13 protein-coding genes are annotated in these 15,089 nt (G+C 72.1%); 11 read left to right on the forward strand and 2 right to left on the reverse strand.

Annotation, left to right across the window (positions count from 1 at the left end; translation table 11 throughout):
* Positions 1–18 precede the first annotated feature (18 nt).
* The 6 genes from ACH41F_RS07805 (at position 19) to ACH41F_RS07830 (ending at position 6,615) form a co-directional block, all read left to right on the forward strand.
* Positions 19–1,194 (forward strand): alginate lyase family protein, encoded by a 1,176-nt coding sequence (locus ACH41F_RS07805; RefSeq protein ID WP_398833798.1) that lies wholly within the window; start codon positions 19–21, stop codon positions 1,192–1,194.
* 64 nt (positions 1,195–1,258) lie between these two features.
* Positions 1,259–1,951, forward strand: a complete 693-nt coding sequence (locus ACH41F_RS07810) for an ATP-binding cassette domain-containing protein (protein ID WP_391233730.1) — start codon at positions 1,259–1,261, stop codon at positions 1,949–1,951.
* 140 nt (positions 1,952–2,091) lie between these two features.
* Complete coding sequence (locus tag ACH41F_RS07815; RefSeq protein ID WP_398833800.1) at positions 2,092–4,644, forward strand: ATP-binding protein; 2,553 nt, start codon at positions 2,092–2,094, stop codon at positions 4,642–4,644.
* Positions 4,632–5,351, forward strand: a complete 720-nt coding sequence (locus ACH41F_RS07820) for a response regulator (protein ID WP_391233732.1) — start codon at positions 4,632–4,634, stop codon at positions 5,349–5,351. The genes ACH41F_RS07815 and ACH41F_RS07820 overlap by 13 nt, the downstream gene beginning before the upstream one ends.
* Positions 5,352–5,454: 103 nt before the next feature.
* Positions 5,455–5,853: an OB-fold nucleic acid binding domain-containing protein gene (locus ACH41F_RS07825; RefSeq protein WP_391233733.1), complete on the forward strand. Its 399-nt coding sequence runs from the start codon at positions 5,455–5,457 to the stop codon at positions 5,851–5,853.
* Positions 5,854–5,856: 3 nt separating this feature from the next.
* The gene (locus ACH41F_RS07830; RefSeq protein ID WP_391233734.1) at positions 5,857–6,615 is read left to right on the forward strand and encodes a DUF3159 domain-containing protein; all 759 of its coding nucleotides are present in this window, start codon (positions 5,857–5,859) and stop codon (positions 6,613–6,615) included.
* A gap of 70 nt (positions 6,616–6,685) precedes the next feature.
* On the opposite strand, the gene ACH41F_RS07835 is transcribed toward ACH41F_RS07830, so the two are convergent.
* Positions 6,686–7,360: an NAD-binding protein gene (locus tag ACH41F_RS07835; protein ID WP_391233735.1), complete on the reverse strand. Its 675-nt coding sequence runs from the start codon at positions 7,358–7,360 to the stop codon at positions 6,686–6,688.
* Positions 7,360–8,031 (reverse strand): NAD-binding protein, encoded by a 672-nt coding sequence (locus tag ACH41F_RS07840; RefSeq protein ID WP_391233736.1) that lies wholly within the window; start codon positions 8,029–8,031, stop codon positions 7,360–7,362. Before ACH41F_RS07840 ends, ACH41F_RS07835 begins: the two co-directional genes overlap by 1 nt.
* A 403-nt stretch (positions 8,032–8,434) precedes the next feature.
* Here ACH41F_RS07840 and ACH41F_RS07845 point away from each other — a divergent pair, with 403 nt between their 5' ends.
* The 5 genes from ACH41F_RS07845 to ACH41F_RS07865 all read left to right on the forward strand — a co-directional run bounded on the left by ACH41F_RS07845 (position 8,435) and on the right by ACH41F_RS07865 (position 15,065).
* Complete coding sequence (locus ACH41F_RS07845) at positions 8,435–10,483, forward strand: amino acid permease (RefSeq protein ID WP_391233737.1); 2,049 nt, start codon at positions 8,435–8,437, stop codon at positions 10,481–10,483.
* A 68-nt stretch (positions 10,484–10,551) separates the two neighbouring features.
* The gene (locus ACH41F_RS07850) at positions 10,552–11,880 is read left to right on the forward strand and encodes a class I SAM-dependent RNA methyltransferase (protein ID WP_398833804.1); all 1,329 of its coding nucleotides are present in this window, start codon (positions 10,552–10,554) and stop codon (positions 11,878–11,880) included.
* 400 nt (positions 11,881–12,280) lie between these two features.
* A complete protein-coding gene (locus ACH41F_RS07855; RefSeq protein WP_398833806.1) occupies positions 12,281–13,423 on the forward strand; it encodes a hypothetical protein in 1,143 nt (380 codons plus the stop codon).
* 86 nt (positions 13,424–13,509) lie between these two features.
* Complete coding sequence (locus ACH41F_RS07860; RefSeq protein ID WP_391233749.1) at positions 13,510–14,244, forward strand: hypothetical protein; 735 nt, start codon at positions 13,510–13,512, stop codon at positions 14,242–14,244.
* A gap of 149 nt (positions 14,245–14,393) precedes the next feature.
* Positions 14,394–15,065, forward strand: a complete 672-nt coding sequence (locus tag ACH41F_RS07865) for a sigma-70 family RNA polymerase sigma factor (RefSeq protein WP_398833808.1) — start codon at positions 14,394–14,396, stop codon at positions 15,063–15,065.
* Positions 15,066–15,089 lie beyond the last annotated feature (24 nt).

Below are 15,089 nucleotides of genomic sequence, written 5' to 3' on the forward strand. Positions count from 1 at the left end.
ACGGAAGGCCCCCCACGCATGCGCAGAACCGCTCTCCTCACCGCCGTGGCCGCCCTCGTCGCCGGCACCCTCACCTGGTCGGCCGAGACCGCCCCCGCCGCCCCCGCCGCCTTCGCCCACCCCGGAGTCACCGTCTCCCAGGGGCAGTTGGACTTCACCCGTAGCAAGGTCAACGCCGGCGCCCAGCCCTGGAAGGGCGCCTTCGACTCGATGATGGCGAGCAAGTACGCCGACCTGAACCGCACGCCCAAGCCGCGCGCGGTCGTCGAGTGCGGCTCCTACTCCAACCCCAACTACGGCTGCACCGACGAGCGCGAGGACGCCATAGCGGCGTACACCCAGGCCCTGGCCTGGTACATCACCCGCGACGAGCGCTACGCGAAGAAGTCGATCCAGCTGATGGACGCCTGGTCGGCGGTCATCACCGACCACACCAACAGCAACGCCCCCCTCCAGACCGGCTGGGCCGGGTCCTCCTGGCCGAAGGCCGCCGAGATCATCAAGCACACGTACACCGGCGGCTGGGCGAACGCAGGACGCTTCGCGACCATGCTCCGCACCGTCTACCTGCCCGAGGTCATCAACGGCTCCCACTCCAACGGCAACTGGGAGCTGTCGATGATGGAGGCCGCCGTCGGCATCTCCGTCTTCCTCGACGACAAGGCGTCGTACGACAAGGCCATGGCCACGTTCCGCACCCGCACCGCGGCCTACGTCTACCTCGCCTCCGACGGCGAGCTGCCGAAGACCGTGCCGGGCCAGAACCTCGACACCCGGGACAAGATCGTCCGGTACTGGCAGGGGCAGACCACCTTCGTCACCGGCCTGACCCAGGAGACCTGCCGCGACCTCACGCACACCGGGTACGGCATCTCCGCCATCTCGCACATCGCCGAGACCAGCCGGATCCAGGGGCAGGACCTCTACGGCACCGACGTGGGCGAGCGGCTGCGCCACGCGCTCGGGTTCCAGGCCAAGTACGAGCTGGGCACGGCCGTCCCGAGCTGGCTGTGCGGCGGGTCCCTGCACCTCGGGCTCGGGCCGGTCACCGAGGTCGGGTACAACGCCCTGCACCACCGGCTCGGGATCGCCATGTCCAACACCCAGACGCTGACCGAGCGCAACCGCCCGGCCGGCAGCAACAACCTCTTCGTGGCCTGGGAGACCCTGACCCACGGGGACAACCCGAGCTGAGACCGTTGATCGACCGGGCGTCCGGTGGGGATACTGGCGCCCGGTCTTCACGGGGGAGGGGCTCATGAACCAGGTGGTCACCGAGACCATGGTGCGGGTCCACGACGTCCACAAGTCCTTCGGGCGGGGCGCCGGCGTCGTCCACGCCCTGCGCGGGGTCTCCCTGGAGGTGCCGCGCGGGGAACTCGTCGCCCTCAAGGGGCGGTCGGGGTCCGGGAAGACGACCCTGCTGAACATCGTCGGCGGACTCGACAGCCCGGACCAGGGGCGGGTCGAGGTCGCCGGGCAGGACCTCGCCGGGCTCGACGAAGACGGGCTGCTGGCCCTGCGCCGGGACAGCATCGGGTTCGTCTTCCAGTCCTTCGGGCTGATCCCGATCCTCACCGCCGCCGAGAACGTCGGCGTCCCCCTGCGGCTGCGCCGCGCCGAGGTACGCGCGCGTGAGGAGCGCGTCGAGCTGCTGCTGTCCCTGGTGGGCCTCGCCGACCACGCGGCGCAGCGGCCCACCGAACTGTCCGGCGGCCAGCAGCAGCGGGTCGCCATCGCCCGCGCCCTCGCCAACAGCCCCGCGCTGCTCATCGCCGACGAGCCGACCGGCCAGCTCGACGCCGAGACCGGGCACGCCGTCATGGAGCTGCTGCGGGCCGTCGTCCACAGCGAGAACGTCACCGCGCTGGTCGCCACGCACGACGCGACCCTGCTGGACCTGGCCGACCGCGTGCTGGAGCTGAGCGACGGGGAGATCGTCGAGGGCTGAGCCGGCAAGGGCCGCGGACCCCGCCGTCAGGGTTGCGTCAAGGTCGGGCTCGGCGGGGCGTCCTGGCCTCCTTCGCCGCGGTCACGGGTCGTAAGGTCGACGCTGCGCAGGCAGTGGTCACCGGAAAGACAATGAGAACCATGGGACGCGGCAGACTTCGGATCTACCTCGGGGCGGCACCGGGCGTCGGCAAGACCTACGCGATGCTCTCCGAGGGACACCGGCGCGTCGAGCGGGGCACCGACTGCGTGGTGGCGTTCGTCGAGCACCACGGACGGCCCCGCACCGAGGTGATGCTGCACGGTCTGGAGCGGATCCCGCGCCGGGAGCTGGAGTACCGGGGCGCCGTCTTCACCGAGATGGACGTGGACGCCGTCCTGCGCCGCGCCCCCGCCGTCGCCCTGGTGGACGAACTCGCCCACACCAATGTCCCCGGCTCCCGCAACGCCAAGCGCTGGCAGGACGTCGAGGAACTGCTGGCCGCCGGGATCGACGTCGTCTCCACGGTCAACATCCAGCACCTGGAGTCGCTGGGGGACGTCGTCGAGTCGATCACGGGCGTACGGCAGCGGGAGACCGTCCCCGACGAGGTCGTGCGGCGGGCCGACCAGGTCGAGCTGGTCGACATGGCGCCCCAGGCGCTGCGGCGGCGGATGGCGCACGGCAACGTCTACCAGTCGGACAAGGTCGACGCGGCCCTGTCGAACTACTTCCGGCCCGGCAACCTCACCGCCCTGCGGGAGCTGGCACTGCTGTGGGTCGCCGACCGCGTCGACGAGCACCTGAAGCAGTACCGCAGCGAGCACCGGGTCTCGAGGATCTGGGGTTCCCGGGAACGGATCGTCGTCGGGCTGACCGGGGGCCCCGAGGGGCGGACGCTGATCCGGCGCGCCGCCCGGCTCGCGGAGAAGGGCGCCGGCGGGGAGGTGCTGGCCGTCTACATAGCCCGCAGCGACGGGCTGACCTCGGCCTCGCCCAAGGAACTCGCCGACCAGCGCACCCTCGTGGAGGACCTCGGCGGCACCTTCCACCACGTCGTCGGCGACGACATACCCGCCGCCCTCCTCGACTTCGCCCGCGGCGCCAACGCCACCCAGATCGTCCTCGGCTCCTCCCGCCGCAAGACCTGGCAGTACGTCTTCGGGCCCGGCGTCGGCACCACCGTCGCCCGCGAGTCGGGGCCCGACCTGGACGTCCACATCGTCACCCACGACGAGGTCGCCAAGGGACGCGGACTGCCCGTCGCCCGGGGCGCCCGGCTCGGACGGGCCCGGATCCTCTGGGGCTGGGCGGTGGGGGTGGCCGGACCGGCGGTGATGGCCCTGCTGCTCACCACCGTCGACCTCGGCCTCGCCAACGACATGCTGCTGTTCCTGACCACGACGGTGGCCGCCGCCCTGCTCGGCGGACTGCTGCCCGCGCTGGCCTCGGCCGCGGTCGGCTCCCTGCTGCTGAACTACTTCTACACCCCGCCCCTGCACCACTGGACCATCGCCGACCCGAAGAACATCGTCGGCATCGCGATCTTCGTGGGCGTCGGGGTCTCCGTCGCCTCCGTGGTCGACCTCGCCGCCCGGCGCACCCACCAGGCCGCCCGGCTGCGGGCCGAGTCCGAGATCCTCTCCTTCCTCGCCGGCAACGTGCTGCGCGGCGAGACCTCCCTGGAGGAACTCCTGGAACGGGTCCGGGAGACCTTCGCGATGGAGTCGGCGGCCCTGCTGGAGCGGGCGAGCGACGTCGAGCCCTGGACGTGCGCGGGCCGGGCCGGGGCGGGGCGCCCGGTGGAGCGGCCCGAGGAGGCGGACGTCGAGGTCCCGGTCGGCGACCACCTGGCGCTGGCCCTGACCGGCCGGGTGCTGCCCGCCGAGGACCGCCGGGTGCTGGCCGCGTTCGCCGCGCAGGCCGCCGTCGCACTGGACCGGCGACGGCTGCGGGAGGAGGCCGACCAGGCCCGCACGCTCGCCGAGGGCAACCGGATCAGGACCGCCCTGCTGGCCGCCGTCAGCCATGACCTGCGCACCCCGCTGGCCGGGATCAAGGCGGCGGTGTCCTCCCTGCGCTCCGACGACGTGGCGTGGTCCGAGGAGGACCGGGCCGAGCTGCTCCAGGGCATCGAGGAGGGCGCCGACCGGCTCGACCACCTGGTGGGGAACCTGCTCGACATGTCCCGGCTCCAGACCGGCACCGTCACCCCCCTGATCCGCGAGACCGACCTCGACGAGGTGGCGCCGATGGCGCTCGGCGGGGTGCCCGAGGGCAGCGTGGAGCTCGACGTCCCCGAGTCGCTGCCCATGGTCGCCGTGGACGCGGGGCTCCTGGAGCGCGCCATGGCCAACCTCGTCGAGAACGCCGTCAAGTACAGTCCGCCCGGCCGGGCCGTCCTGGTGGCCGCCAGCGCCATCGCCGAACGCGTCGAGGTCCGGGTGGTCGACCGCGGCCCCGGCGTCCCCGACGAGGCCAAGGACCGCATCTTCGCGCCCTTCCAGCGGTACGGCGACGCCCCGCGCGGCGCCGGGGTCGGGCTCGGCCTCGCGGTCGCCCGGGGCTTCGCGGAGGCGATGGGCGGCACACTGAACGCCGAGGACACCCCCGGCGGTGGCCTGACCATGGTGCTGACACTCCGGGCGGCGGGAACGCGGCCCGGACCGGAAACCGACGTACGACCCGAGAGGCAGGCCACATGGCGAGCCTGACCGGGGGGACCCCCCGGACCCCCACGAGGGTGCTCGTGATCGAGGACGAGCCGCAGATCGTGCGCGCCCTCGTGATCAACCTCAAGGCCCGCAAATACGAGGTCGACGCGGCCCACGACGGCGCCACCGCCCTCAAGCTCGCCGCCGCCCGCCACCCTGACGTCGTCGTCCTCGACCTGGGCCTGCCCGACATGGACGGCGTCGAGGTCATCCGGGGGCTGCGCGGCTGGACCCGGGTGCCGATCCTGGTGCTGTCCGCCCGGCACTCCTCCGACGAGAAGGTCGAGGCCCTCGACGCGGGCGCCGACGACTACGTCACCAAGCCTTTCGGCATGGACGAACTGCTGGCCCGGCTGCGGGCGGCGGTCCGGCGGGCCGAACCGGTCGGTCCCGGCGAGGACGAGGTGACCACGGTGGAGACCGAGACGTTCACCGTCGACCTCGCCGCGAAGAAGGTGAACCGCGGCGGCAAGGACGTGCGGCTGACACCCACCGAGTGGCATCTGCTGGAGGTGCTGGTGCGCAACACCGGCCGTCTCGTCAGCCAGAAGCAGCTCCTGCGGGAGGTGTGGGGGCCGTCGTACGGGACGGAGACGAACTACCTGCGCGTGTACATGGCACAACTGCGCAGAAAGCTGGAGGCGGACCCCTCGCATCCGCGGCACTTCATCACGGAGCCGGGTATGGGCTATCGGTTCGAGAGCTGAGCTGCTGGGGGGATGCGGCATCACCGGGCCTGGGACGGGCTACCGGTTCGAGGGCCGGCACCGCGGGTACGTAGGTGTCAGTGCACCCCGGTACGCTTCCCATATGAGTGCTGTTCCGCGTTCCGAGAAGCCGGTGGGCCGGTTCCGGCGCATGCTCGACCGGCTTTCCTCGTCCCAGGAGGACCTGGAGTCGGAGGAGCTGCGGGAGGACGCCGAGACCGCGGGCTGCATCCGTATCGGTGACTGCCACGACCGACAGATCGTGACCGTTACTGGTACCTTGCGCACGGTCACGCTGCGCCCGAGGGCGGGTGTCCCGGCGCTGGAGGCCGAGCTGTTCGACGGCTCCGCCGCGCTGGACGTGGTGTGGCTCGGCAGGCGCTCCATCGTGGGGATCGAACCGGGGCGCAAGCTGATCGCATCGGGCCGGATCTCGATGAGCCGGGGCCGCCGGGTGCTGTTCAACCCGAAGTACGAACTGAGACCCCTCGGTAGGGAGTAGCCGGTGACGTCGCTCGACAAGCCGACCGAAGAGACCGATCAGCACGACGCCCGGGCGGTGACCGAGGCCGCGCTGTTCGAGGCCTTCGGCGGCCTGCGGGGCATGGTCGAGACGGTGCTGCCCGGCCTCCTCTTCGTCACGATCTACACGATCAACAAGGACCTGCACCTGTCCGCGATCGCCGCGCTCGCGGTGTCGCTGGTCCTGGTCGTGGTCCGCCTGGTGACGAAGGACACGGTCAAGCACGCCTTCAGCGGTGTCTTCGGCGTCGCCTTCGGCGTCGTCTTCGCGATGATGACCGGCAACGCGAAGGACTTCTACCTGCCCGGCATGCTGTACACCCTGGGCCTCGCCCTGGCGTACATCATCACGACCCTGTGCGGAGTCCCGCTGCTCGGGCTGATCCTCGGCCCGGTCTTCAAGGAGAACCTCTCCTGGCGCACCCGCAACCCGGGCCGCAAGAAGGCGTACGCCAAGGCCAGTTACGCCTGGGGCGCGATCCTGCTCGCCAAGTGCGCGATCCTCTTCCCGCTGTACTGGTGGGCCGACACCACCCAGCTCGGCTGGGTCCTGGTGGGGCTGAAGATCCCGCCCTTCCTGCTCGCCGTCTGGCTGACCTGGGTCTTCCTGGCCAAGGCGCCCGCGCCCATCGACGTCTTCGCGGAGATGGAGGCCGAGGAGAAGGCCGAGGAGGAGCGCAAGGCGGCCCTGTCCGCGGAGCACGGCGAGACGACCGGCGCCCGGCACCGGCGCGAGGCGTAGCCACCCGCACGACGACCGACGGGGCGCCCCGAGTCACTCGGGGCGCCCCGTCGTCGTACCGTCCAGGCGTCTAGGAGGCTTCGTCCCGGCGCACCGACAGCAGGTCCTCCAGCTGCTCCTCGCGGGCCGGGGCGGCCACGAACAGCAGCTCGTCGCCGGCCTCCAGGGAGTCGTCCCGGGTCGGGGTCAGCACGCGGGTGCCGCGGATGATCGTCACCAGGGAGGTGTCCTCCGGCCACTCCACGTCGCCGACCTGGGTGCCGGCCAGCGCCGACTCCTCGGGCAGGGTCAGCTCGACCAGGTTGGCGTCGCCGTGGCTGAAGCGCAGCAGGCGGACCAGGTCGCCGACGCTCACCGCCTCCTCGACCAGGGCCGACATCAGGCGGGGCGTCGAGACGGCGACGTCCACGCCCCAGGACTCGTTGAAGAGCCACTCGTTCTTGGGGTTGTTCACCCGGGCGACGACCCGCGGGACGCCGTACTCCGTCTTCGCGAGCAGGGAGACGACCAGGTTCACCTTGTCGTCGCCCGTCGCGGCGATCACGACGTTGCAGCGCTGGAGCGCCGCCTCGTCCAGGGACGTGATCTCACAGGCGTCGGCCAGCAGCCACTCCGCCTGGGGGACCCGCTCGACCGAGATGGCGGTCGGCGCCTTGTCGACGAGCAGGACCTCGTGGCCGTTCTCCAGCAGTTCGCCCGCGATCGAGCGGCCCACCGCACCGGCACCGGCAATGGCGACCCTCATCAGTGACCGCTCTCCTCTTCGGGACCCTTGGCGAACGCCGCCTCGACCTTGTCGACCTCGTCGGTGCGCATCATCACGTGCACCAGGTCGCCCTCCTGCAGCACCGTCTGCGAGCTGGGCAGGATCGCTTCGCCGAGCCGGGTCAGGAACGCCACGCGCACGCCGGTCTCCTCCTGGAGGCGGCTGATCCGCTGGCCCACCCAGGAGGCGGAGGCGTGCACCTCGGCCAGCTGGACGCCCCCGGTGGGGTCGCGCCACAGCGGCTCGGCGCCGGACGGCAGCAGCCGGCGCAGCATCTGGTCGGCGGTCCAGCGGACCGTGGCGACCGTCGGGATGCCCAGGCGCTGGTAGACCTCGGCGCGCCGGGGGTCGTAGATCCGGGCCGCGACGTTCTCGATGCCGAACATCTCGCGGGCCACCCGGGCGGCGATGATGTTGGAGTTGTCACCGCTGGAGACGGCGGCGAAGGCGCCGGCCTCCTCGATGCCCGCCTCGCGCAGGGTGTCCTGGTCGAAGCCGACCCCGGTGACGCGCCGGCCTCCGAAGCCGGAGCCCAGTCGTCGGAAGGCGGTGGGGTCCTGGTCGATCACGGCGACCGTGTGCCCCTGTTGCTCCAGGGTCTGGGCGAGAGCGGAACCCACTCTGCCGCAGCCCATGATGACGATGTGCACGACCGTCCTTCCGGTGTCAAGAGATACTGCTCAGCCCCATCAGGGTCTCAGACCGTCGCCCAAGCTACACACGCACGGTAGGACGACGGCACCCCTGTGCACGGTTGTCCCGGGGACCGGGACGATCAGGACGACTGATAGCGCCTCAGCGACGGCTGATGCTGCGGACACTCGCGAGAGTCAGGAATCCGAGGCCGACGAGCGCGGCGGCGGCGCCGATCAGCTCTGCGGTCGTGTGCATGGAGCCTCCAAGGGGCGGCGACAGACGGGTTTTTGTCATATAGGCACGCGCATCCGGCCACCCACGGAATCCGCAGCCGGGGCGCATCGTCTTTTCACTCGGAGGGCACAAGCGGGGTGGCGGGTGGTTGGGCACCCGTTCGAACGCCTACGATGTTTTGTCGTGTCCAAACTGACCGACGTGCCCAAACGGATTCTGATCGGGCGCGCACTGCGCAGTGACCGGCTGGGGGAAACGCTCCTGCCGAAGCGCATCGCCCTCCCCGTCTTCGCCTCCGACCCGCTGTCCTCCGTGGCGTACGCGCCCGGCGAGGTGCTGCTGGTCCTGTCCATCGCGGGTGTGTCGGCGTACCACTTCAGCCCCTGGATCGCGGTCGCGGTCGTGGTGCTGATGTTCACGGTGGTCGCCTCCTACCGACAGAACGTCCACGCCTACCCGAGCGGCGGCGGCGACTACGAGGTGGCCAACACCAACCTCGGTCCCAGGGCCGGACTCACCGTCGCCAGCGCCCTGCTCGTCGACTACGTCCTCACCGTCGCCGTCTCGATCTCCTCCGGCATCGAGAACCTCGGCTCCGCGGTGCCGTTCGTCGTCGAGCACAAGGTGTCCTGCGCCATCGCGGTGATCGTGCTGCTCACGCTGATGAACCTGCGCGGGGTGCGGGAGTCCGGATCGCTCTTCGCGATCCCGACCTACGTCTTCGTCGCGGGCGTCTTCATCATGATCGCCTGGGGCGCCTTCCGCGGGCTGGTCCTCGACGACACCATGCGGGCGCCGACGGCGTCGTACGAGATCAAGCCCGAGCACCAGGGGCTGGCCGGCTTCGCGCTGGTCTTCCTGCTGCTGCGGGCCTTCTCGTCCGGCTGTGCCGCCCTCACCGGCGTCGAGGCGATCTCCAACGGTGTCCCCGCCTTCCGCAAGCCCAAGTCGAAGAACGCGGCGACCACGCTGGCGATGATGGGCCTGCTGGCCGTCACCATGTTCTGCGGCATCATCGCGCTGGCCATGGTCACCAAGGTCCGGATGGCCGAGAACCCGGCGGTGGACCTCCTGAAGGACGGCGCCGCGGTCGGCTCCGACTACGTCCAGAACCCGGTGATCTCGCAGGTCGCCGAGGCCGTCTTCGGCAAGGGCAGCTTCCTGTTCATCGTGCTGGCCGCCGCCACCGCGCTGGTGCTGTTCCTCGCCGCGAACACGGCGTACAACGGCTTCCCGCTGCTCGGCTCGATCCTCGCCCAGGACCGCTACCTCCCGCGTCAGCTGCACACCCGCGGCGACCGCCTGGCCTTCTCCAACGGCATCGTGCTCCTCGCCGGCGCGGCCGGACTGCTGGTGGGGATCTACGGCGCCGACTCCACCCGGCTGATCCAGCTCTACATCGTCGGCGTGTTCGTGTCCTTCACGCTCAGCCAGACCGGCATGGTCCGGCACTGGAACCGCCACCTGGCCACCGAGAAGGACCCGAACAAGCGCCGCCACATGGTCCGCTCCCGGGCCATCAACGCCTTCGGCGCCTTCTTCACCGGCCTGGTCCTGGTCGTCGTCCTGGTCACCAAGTTCACGCACGGCGCCTGGGTCGCCCTGCTCGGCATGGTGATCTTCTACGCGACGATGTCCGCCATCCGTAAGCACTACGACCGGGTGGCCGAGGAGATCGCCGCCCCCGAGGGCCCGAGCGACGACAGCGTACGACCCTCCCGCGTCCACTCGGTGGTCCTGATCTCCAAGATCCACCGGCCGACCCTGCGGGCCCTGGCGTACGCCAAGCTGATGCGCTCCGACACCCTGGAGGCGCTCAGCGTCAACGTCGACCCGGTGGAGACCAAGGCGCTGCGCGCCGAGTGGGAGCGCCGCGGGATCGACGTACCCCTGAAGGTGCTGGACTCGCCCTACCGCGAGATCACGCGGCCGGTCATCGAGTACGTGAAGAGCCTGCGCAAGGAGTCCCCGCGGGACGCGGTGTCCGTGATCATCCCCGAGTACGTGGTCGGCCACTGGTACGAGCATCTGCTGCACAACCAGAGCGCGCTGCGGCTCAAGGGCCGGCTGCTCTTCACGCCGGGGGTCATGGTGACCTCGGTGCCGTACCAGTTGCAGTCCTCGGAGGCCGCGAAGAAGCGGGCTCGCAAGCGGCAGGACTGGAACGCGCCGGGTGCGGTGCGGCGGGGTCCGGCCGTGGAGCGGGCCAAGGAGACGTCGGCGCCGAAGTAGACTGGTGGGCTGTTGTCCTGGCGGGCGTCGTCCCGCCGCTTCCCTTGACGTTGTGGAGTCACCCCGCCATGCAGGCAGAACCGAAGAAATCGCTGGTGGGGCTGGAGTTCGAGGTCGAGGTCGGACCCGTCGCGCACGGCGGGCACTGCATCGCCCGTACGTCCGACGGCCAGGTGCTGTTCGTCCGGCACACGCTGCCCGGTGAGCGGGTCGTCGCGCGGGTGACCGAGGGCGAGGAGGGGGCGCGGTTCCTGCGGGCCGACGCGGTCTCCGTGCTCTCGGCCTCCAAGGACCGCGTCGAGCCGCCCTGCCCCTTCGCCGGGCCCGGCCGCTGCGGCGGCTGCGACTGGCAGCACGCCAAGCCGGGCGCCCAGCGACGGCTGAAGGGCGAGGTCGTCGCCGAGCAGCTCCAGCGGCTCGCGGGGCTGACGCCCGAGGAGGCCGGCTGGGACGGCACGGTGATGCCGGCCGAGGGCGACAAGCTGCCGCCGGGCGAGGTCCCCGGCTGGCGCACGCGCGTGCAGTACGCGGTCGACGCCGACGGCAACGCCGGGCTCCGCCGCCACCGCTCGCACGAGGTCGAGCCGATCGACCACTGCATGATCGCGGCGCCGGGCGTCAGCGAGCTGGGCATCGAGGCGCGCGACTGGTCCGGGATGGCGTCCGTGGAGGCCATCGCCGCGACCGGCTCGCAGGACCGCATGGTCATCCTGGAGCCCCGCCCCGGCGCCCGCCTTCCCCTGGTGGAGCTGGACAAGCCGGTGTCCGTCATGCGCGTCGAGGAGAAGGACGGCGGCGTCCACCGCGTCCACGGCCGCGCCTTCGTGCGCGAGCGGGCCGACGGGCGGACGCACCGGGTGGGCAGCGGCGGCTTCTGGCAGGTCCACCCGAAGGCGGCCGACACCCTCGTGACCGCGGTCATGCAGGGCCTGTTGCCGCGCAAGGGCGACATGGCCCTCGACCTCTACTGCGGCGTCGGCCTCTTCGCGGGCGCCCTCGCCGACCGCCTCGGCGACCAGGGCGCGGTCCTCGGCATCGAGTCCGGCAAGCGGGCGGTGGAGGACGCGCGACACAACCTCGCCGCCTTCGACCGCGTCCGCATCGAGCAGGGCAAGGTCGAGACCGTCCTCCCGCGCACCGGGATCACCGAGGTCGACCTCATCGTCCTGGACCCGCCGCGCGCGGGGGCGGGGCGCAAGACGGTCGAGCACCTGTCGTCACTGGGCGCGCGACGCATCGCGTACGTGGCCTGCGACCCGGCGGCCCTGGCGCGGGACCTGGGGTACTTCAGGGACGGGGGGTACCGGGTGCGGACGCTTCGGGTGTTCGACCTGTTTCCGATGACGCATCACATGGAGTGCGTGGCGATTTTGGAGCCGGCGGCGAAGGGCGCCTGATCTGCTGTCTCTCCTGGTCTGTAGCTCTCGGCCCGGGCGCGCGCCGGGCGGGAGCGAGCCCGCCGGGACGGGTAGCGCCTCAGCCCGCGGCGTCGGCATGCCCCCGCGGGCCGGGGCGCGGCGCCGGGGGTTCGCCGGTCTGGTGGGCAGCCAGGTCCTGAGCGGGGCGCAGCGCGTGTCGTCGGCGCGGCCGTTGGTGATCCCGGCCTCGCCCTGACCTGCGGTGTCCACTCCCTCGCCGTGCGGTCGGTGGTCGCGGGCGCCGGGGCGGTGGAGCGGCCCGAGCAGCGCGGCGCTGCCCACAGGGAGCGCCGGGTTCTCCCTTGCCGGGGGCCGAGTTCGCTTTACGGACAGCGGTGATCCGTCGCGCGGGCGGTGGTTTCCTGCGAGGCTCGGACCTGTGACGTATGTAGTGACCGTGGAGACCTGTATCCCGGAGGGCACTCCGGAGATGGATCCGTTGCAGCGGGCCGGCGCCGTGGCGCTCATCGAGGACGGGTTCGACGCCGTGCGGGCCGTCGAGGCGCCCGGTGGCGTGCAGGTCGGCATCCTCGACAGCATCGTGGCCGTGCATCCCGAGGGGGCCCTGCTCAAGGTCTTCGTGGACGCCCCGGCGCTGGAGCCCGCCGAGGACTCGGTGCGGGTGCTGGTGGACGAACTGCTGGAGCGCTCCGAACTGCTGGCCGACTGGACGATCGACCGCTGCGAGGTCGAACTGCACCAGGACCTGGCCCGCAAGAGCCTGGACGCCGCCGAGGGGCCGGACGCCCCGCCCGACGACCCCGCCGCCCGCAAGGCCCGGCACACCGCGGGCGCCGGGGACGAGGGCACGGTGGCCGCGGGCGACGCCGACGCCGAGGGCGCCTCCTCGCGCGGTCGGCTGCTGGGCCTGGCGGCCGAACTGCGCTCCTTCCCGCCGGCCGTGTTCGGTGTGCTCGGCGCCGAGGACGACGAGGGGGACACCGGTGGCGACCGGTTCGCCGTCGCGCCCGTGAGCGCCAGGCTGGCCGCGGGCGCCCTGGTCCACGCCACCGAGCTGCTGGTCGCCGAGTTGTTCGAGGACGTGCAGGTCCTGACCCAGGAGGATGCCACCGTCGCGGAGTGCGAGGGGCCCCTGTGGCACCTGGAGCGCCTTCCCGACCGCTACGCACTCCAGTACGACGCCCGCTTCGCCCGCCGCTTCCTGGTGACGGTCATTGCCATGACCACGCGCTTCACCGACGGCGGCTTCCGGCGGCTCGCCTGTGTCGCCGAGGGGTTCGCCCTGCGCCTCCTCATCGGTCGGGCGACCACGGTCCTGGAACGCGAGGGCCTCCTCGACGACGAGGTCGGCGCCGCCCTCGGCGCCTTCGCCGCGCACGTGTACGCGGACACGGACCACGAGTGGCTCTACGGCGACGCGGCCGACGGCACCGACGAGGTCTCGCCGTGGGCCGGGCTCGGAGTCGAACTCACGGCGTTCGGCTCCTGGTTCACCCCGTTCCAGGAGGACAGGTACGTCCACCCGTCCGCGGCGGACGAACCCGAGGCGGCGGCGCCCTGACACGCCGGCCGGCGGGCCTGAGTGGATCGGGGGCGGTTTCCGTACCCCTGCCTGATGAACGGGTCCGGATGCGAGGATGAGGCGCCATGACAGCAGGGTGGTGTTCTCGCACGGTACGGGCCGCGGTCTTCGCGGCCGTCTGTGTGCTGCTCGCCGCCCTCGGCCACGTCATGATGTCCGGCAGCCACGTCCCCGCCTGGGCGCTGGCCCTCGGGGCGGTCGTGACCGGCGGCGCGGGATGGTGCCTGGCCGGCCGTGAGCGCGGGCTGCCGCTGGTCGTGACGGTCGTCGTCGCCGCCCAGAGCGGGCTGCACTCGGCGTTCTCCCTTGCCCAGTCCGCGGGCGGCAGCGCCGCCGGGTCCGGAACGACAGGGCACTCCATGGGGTCCGGCCACATGGAACCCGCGCACATGGACCCCGCGCACATGGACCCCGCGTACATGGACTCCGCGCACATGGGCTCGTCGCACCTGCACGCCATGGCGTCCGTGGACATGGACGCCATGGACATGGGGCCCCTGGGGCAGGCGGGTCACTCCATGGCCGGCTCCTCGTCCTTCGGCATGCTCGCCGCTCACCTGGTGGCCGGACTGCTGTGCGGGCTGTGGCTGGCGTACGGCGAGAAGGCCGCGTTCCGCATCCTGCGGGCCGTGGCCGGGCGGCTGGCCGCGCCCCTGCGCCTGCTGCTCGCCCCGGTGCCCGGCACCACCGAGCCGCCGCGCGTGCGCGCGCACCGGCCGTCCTCGGACCGGGTGCCGCGCCTTCTCCTCGTCCACGCGATCACTTCTCGGGGGCCGCCCGCGGGGACCGCTGTCGCCTGACGACAGCCGGTTCCCCGAGGCCGCCCAGGGGGTGCCTCGGGCCTCGGCCGTACCCGCCCGCGGGCGCCGTACGGCCGTCTCCCCGCACCGGACCGCCCGCGCCGACACGCGCACCGGTCCGGATCATGGATGACCGAGAAGGACACCACGTGATCACTTCTGCCCTGTCCGCCGCGCCCGCGTCCCACGACGGAGCGATGACGCCGGACGAGTCGGCCACGGCCTGGGCGCTCGCCGCCCGGGGCGACGAGTCGGCCACGGCCTGGGCGCTCGCCGCCCGGGGCGGTGACGCGGACGCGGTCGAGCACTTCGTCCGCGCCCTGCACCTCGACGTGAAGCGGTACGTCGCCCACCTGAGCGGCGATCCCCAGGCTGCCGACGACCTGGCACAGGAGACCTTCCTGCGGGCGCTCGCCGGCCTGCACCGGTTCGAGGGCCGCTCCTCGGCCCGCGTCTGGCTACTGGCCATCGCCCGCCGCGCGGTGGTCGACAGCCACCGGCGCGCCTCCGCCCGGCCCCGGCTGTGCGACGTACCGGACTGGCAGTTGGCCGTCGAGCGCACGCAGCCGCGGGACCTGCCCGGGTTCGACGACGGCATCGCGCTGCTCGACCTGGTGGAGGCGCTGCCGGACGAGCGCCGCGAGGCCTTCGTCCTCACCCAGCTGGTCGGCCTGCCCTACGGGGAGGCGGCCGCGGTCAGCGACTGCCCCGTGGGCACGGTCCGCTCCCGGGTGGCCCGGGCCCGCGCGTCCCTGATGGCCCTGCTGGACGACGGGGCCTCCTCCCCGGCGGGGGAGGAGGAACCCGTCCTGGCGGCCTGAGCGCCGCGCCGCGAACCGCCTGGC

It is taken from the genome of Streptomyces sp. NPDC020489 (genome assembly GCF_044386545.1).
Classification (GTDB): Bacteria; Actinomycetota; Actinomycetes; order Streptomycetales; family Streptomycetaceae; genus Streptomyces.

Excerpts from the sequence above, each read along its gene's own strand:
- ACH41F_RS07805 (WP_398833798.1), top strand. The coding sequence starts at position 19 with ATGCGCAGAACCGCTCTCCTCACCGCCGTGGCCGCCCTCGTCGCCGGC.
- ACH41F_RS07810 (WP_391233730.1), top strand. The coding sequence starts at position 1,259 with ATGAACCAGGTGGTCACCGAGACCATGGTGCGGGTCCACGACGTCCAC.
- ACH41F_RS07815 (WP_398833800.1), top strand. The coding sequence starts at position 2,092 with ATGGGACGCGGCAGACTTCGGATCTACCTCGGGGCGGCACCGGGCGTC.
- ACH41F_RS07820 (WP_391233732.1), top strand. The coding sequence starts at position 4,632 with ATGGCGAGCCTGACCGGGGGGACCCCCCGGACCCCCACGAGGGTGCTC.
- ACH41F_RS07825 (WP_391233733.1), top strand. The coding sequence starts at position 5,455 with ATGAGTGCTGTTCCGCGTTCCGAGAAGCCGGTGGGCCGGTTCCGGCGC.
- ACH41F_RS07835 (WP_391233735.1), bottom strand. The coding sequence starts at position 7,360 with ATGAGGGTCGCCATTGCCGGTGCCGGTGCGGTGGGCCGCTCGATCGCG.
- ACH41F_RS07850 (WP_398833804.1), top strand. The coding sequence starts at position 10,552 with ATGCAGGCAGAACCGAAGAAATCGCTGGTGGGGCTGGAGTTCGAGGTC.
- ACH41F_RS07860 (WP_391233749.1), top strand. The coding sequence starts at position 13,510 with ATGACAGCAGGGTGGTGTTCTCGCACGGTACGGGCCGCGGTCTTCGCG.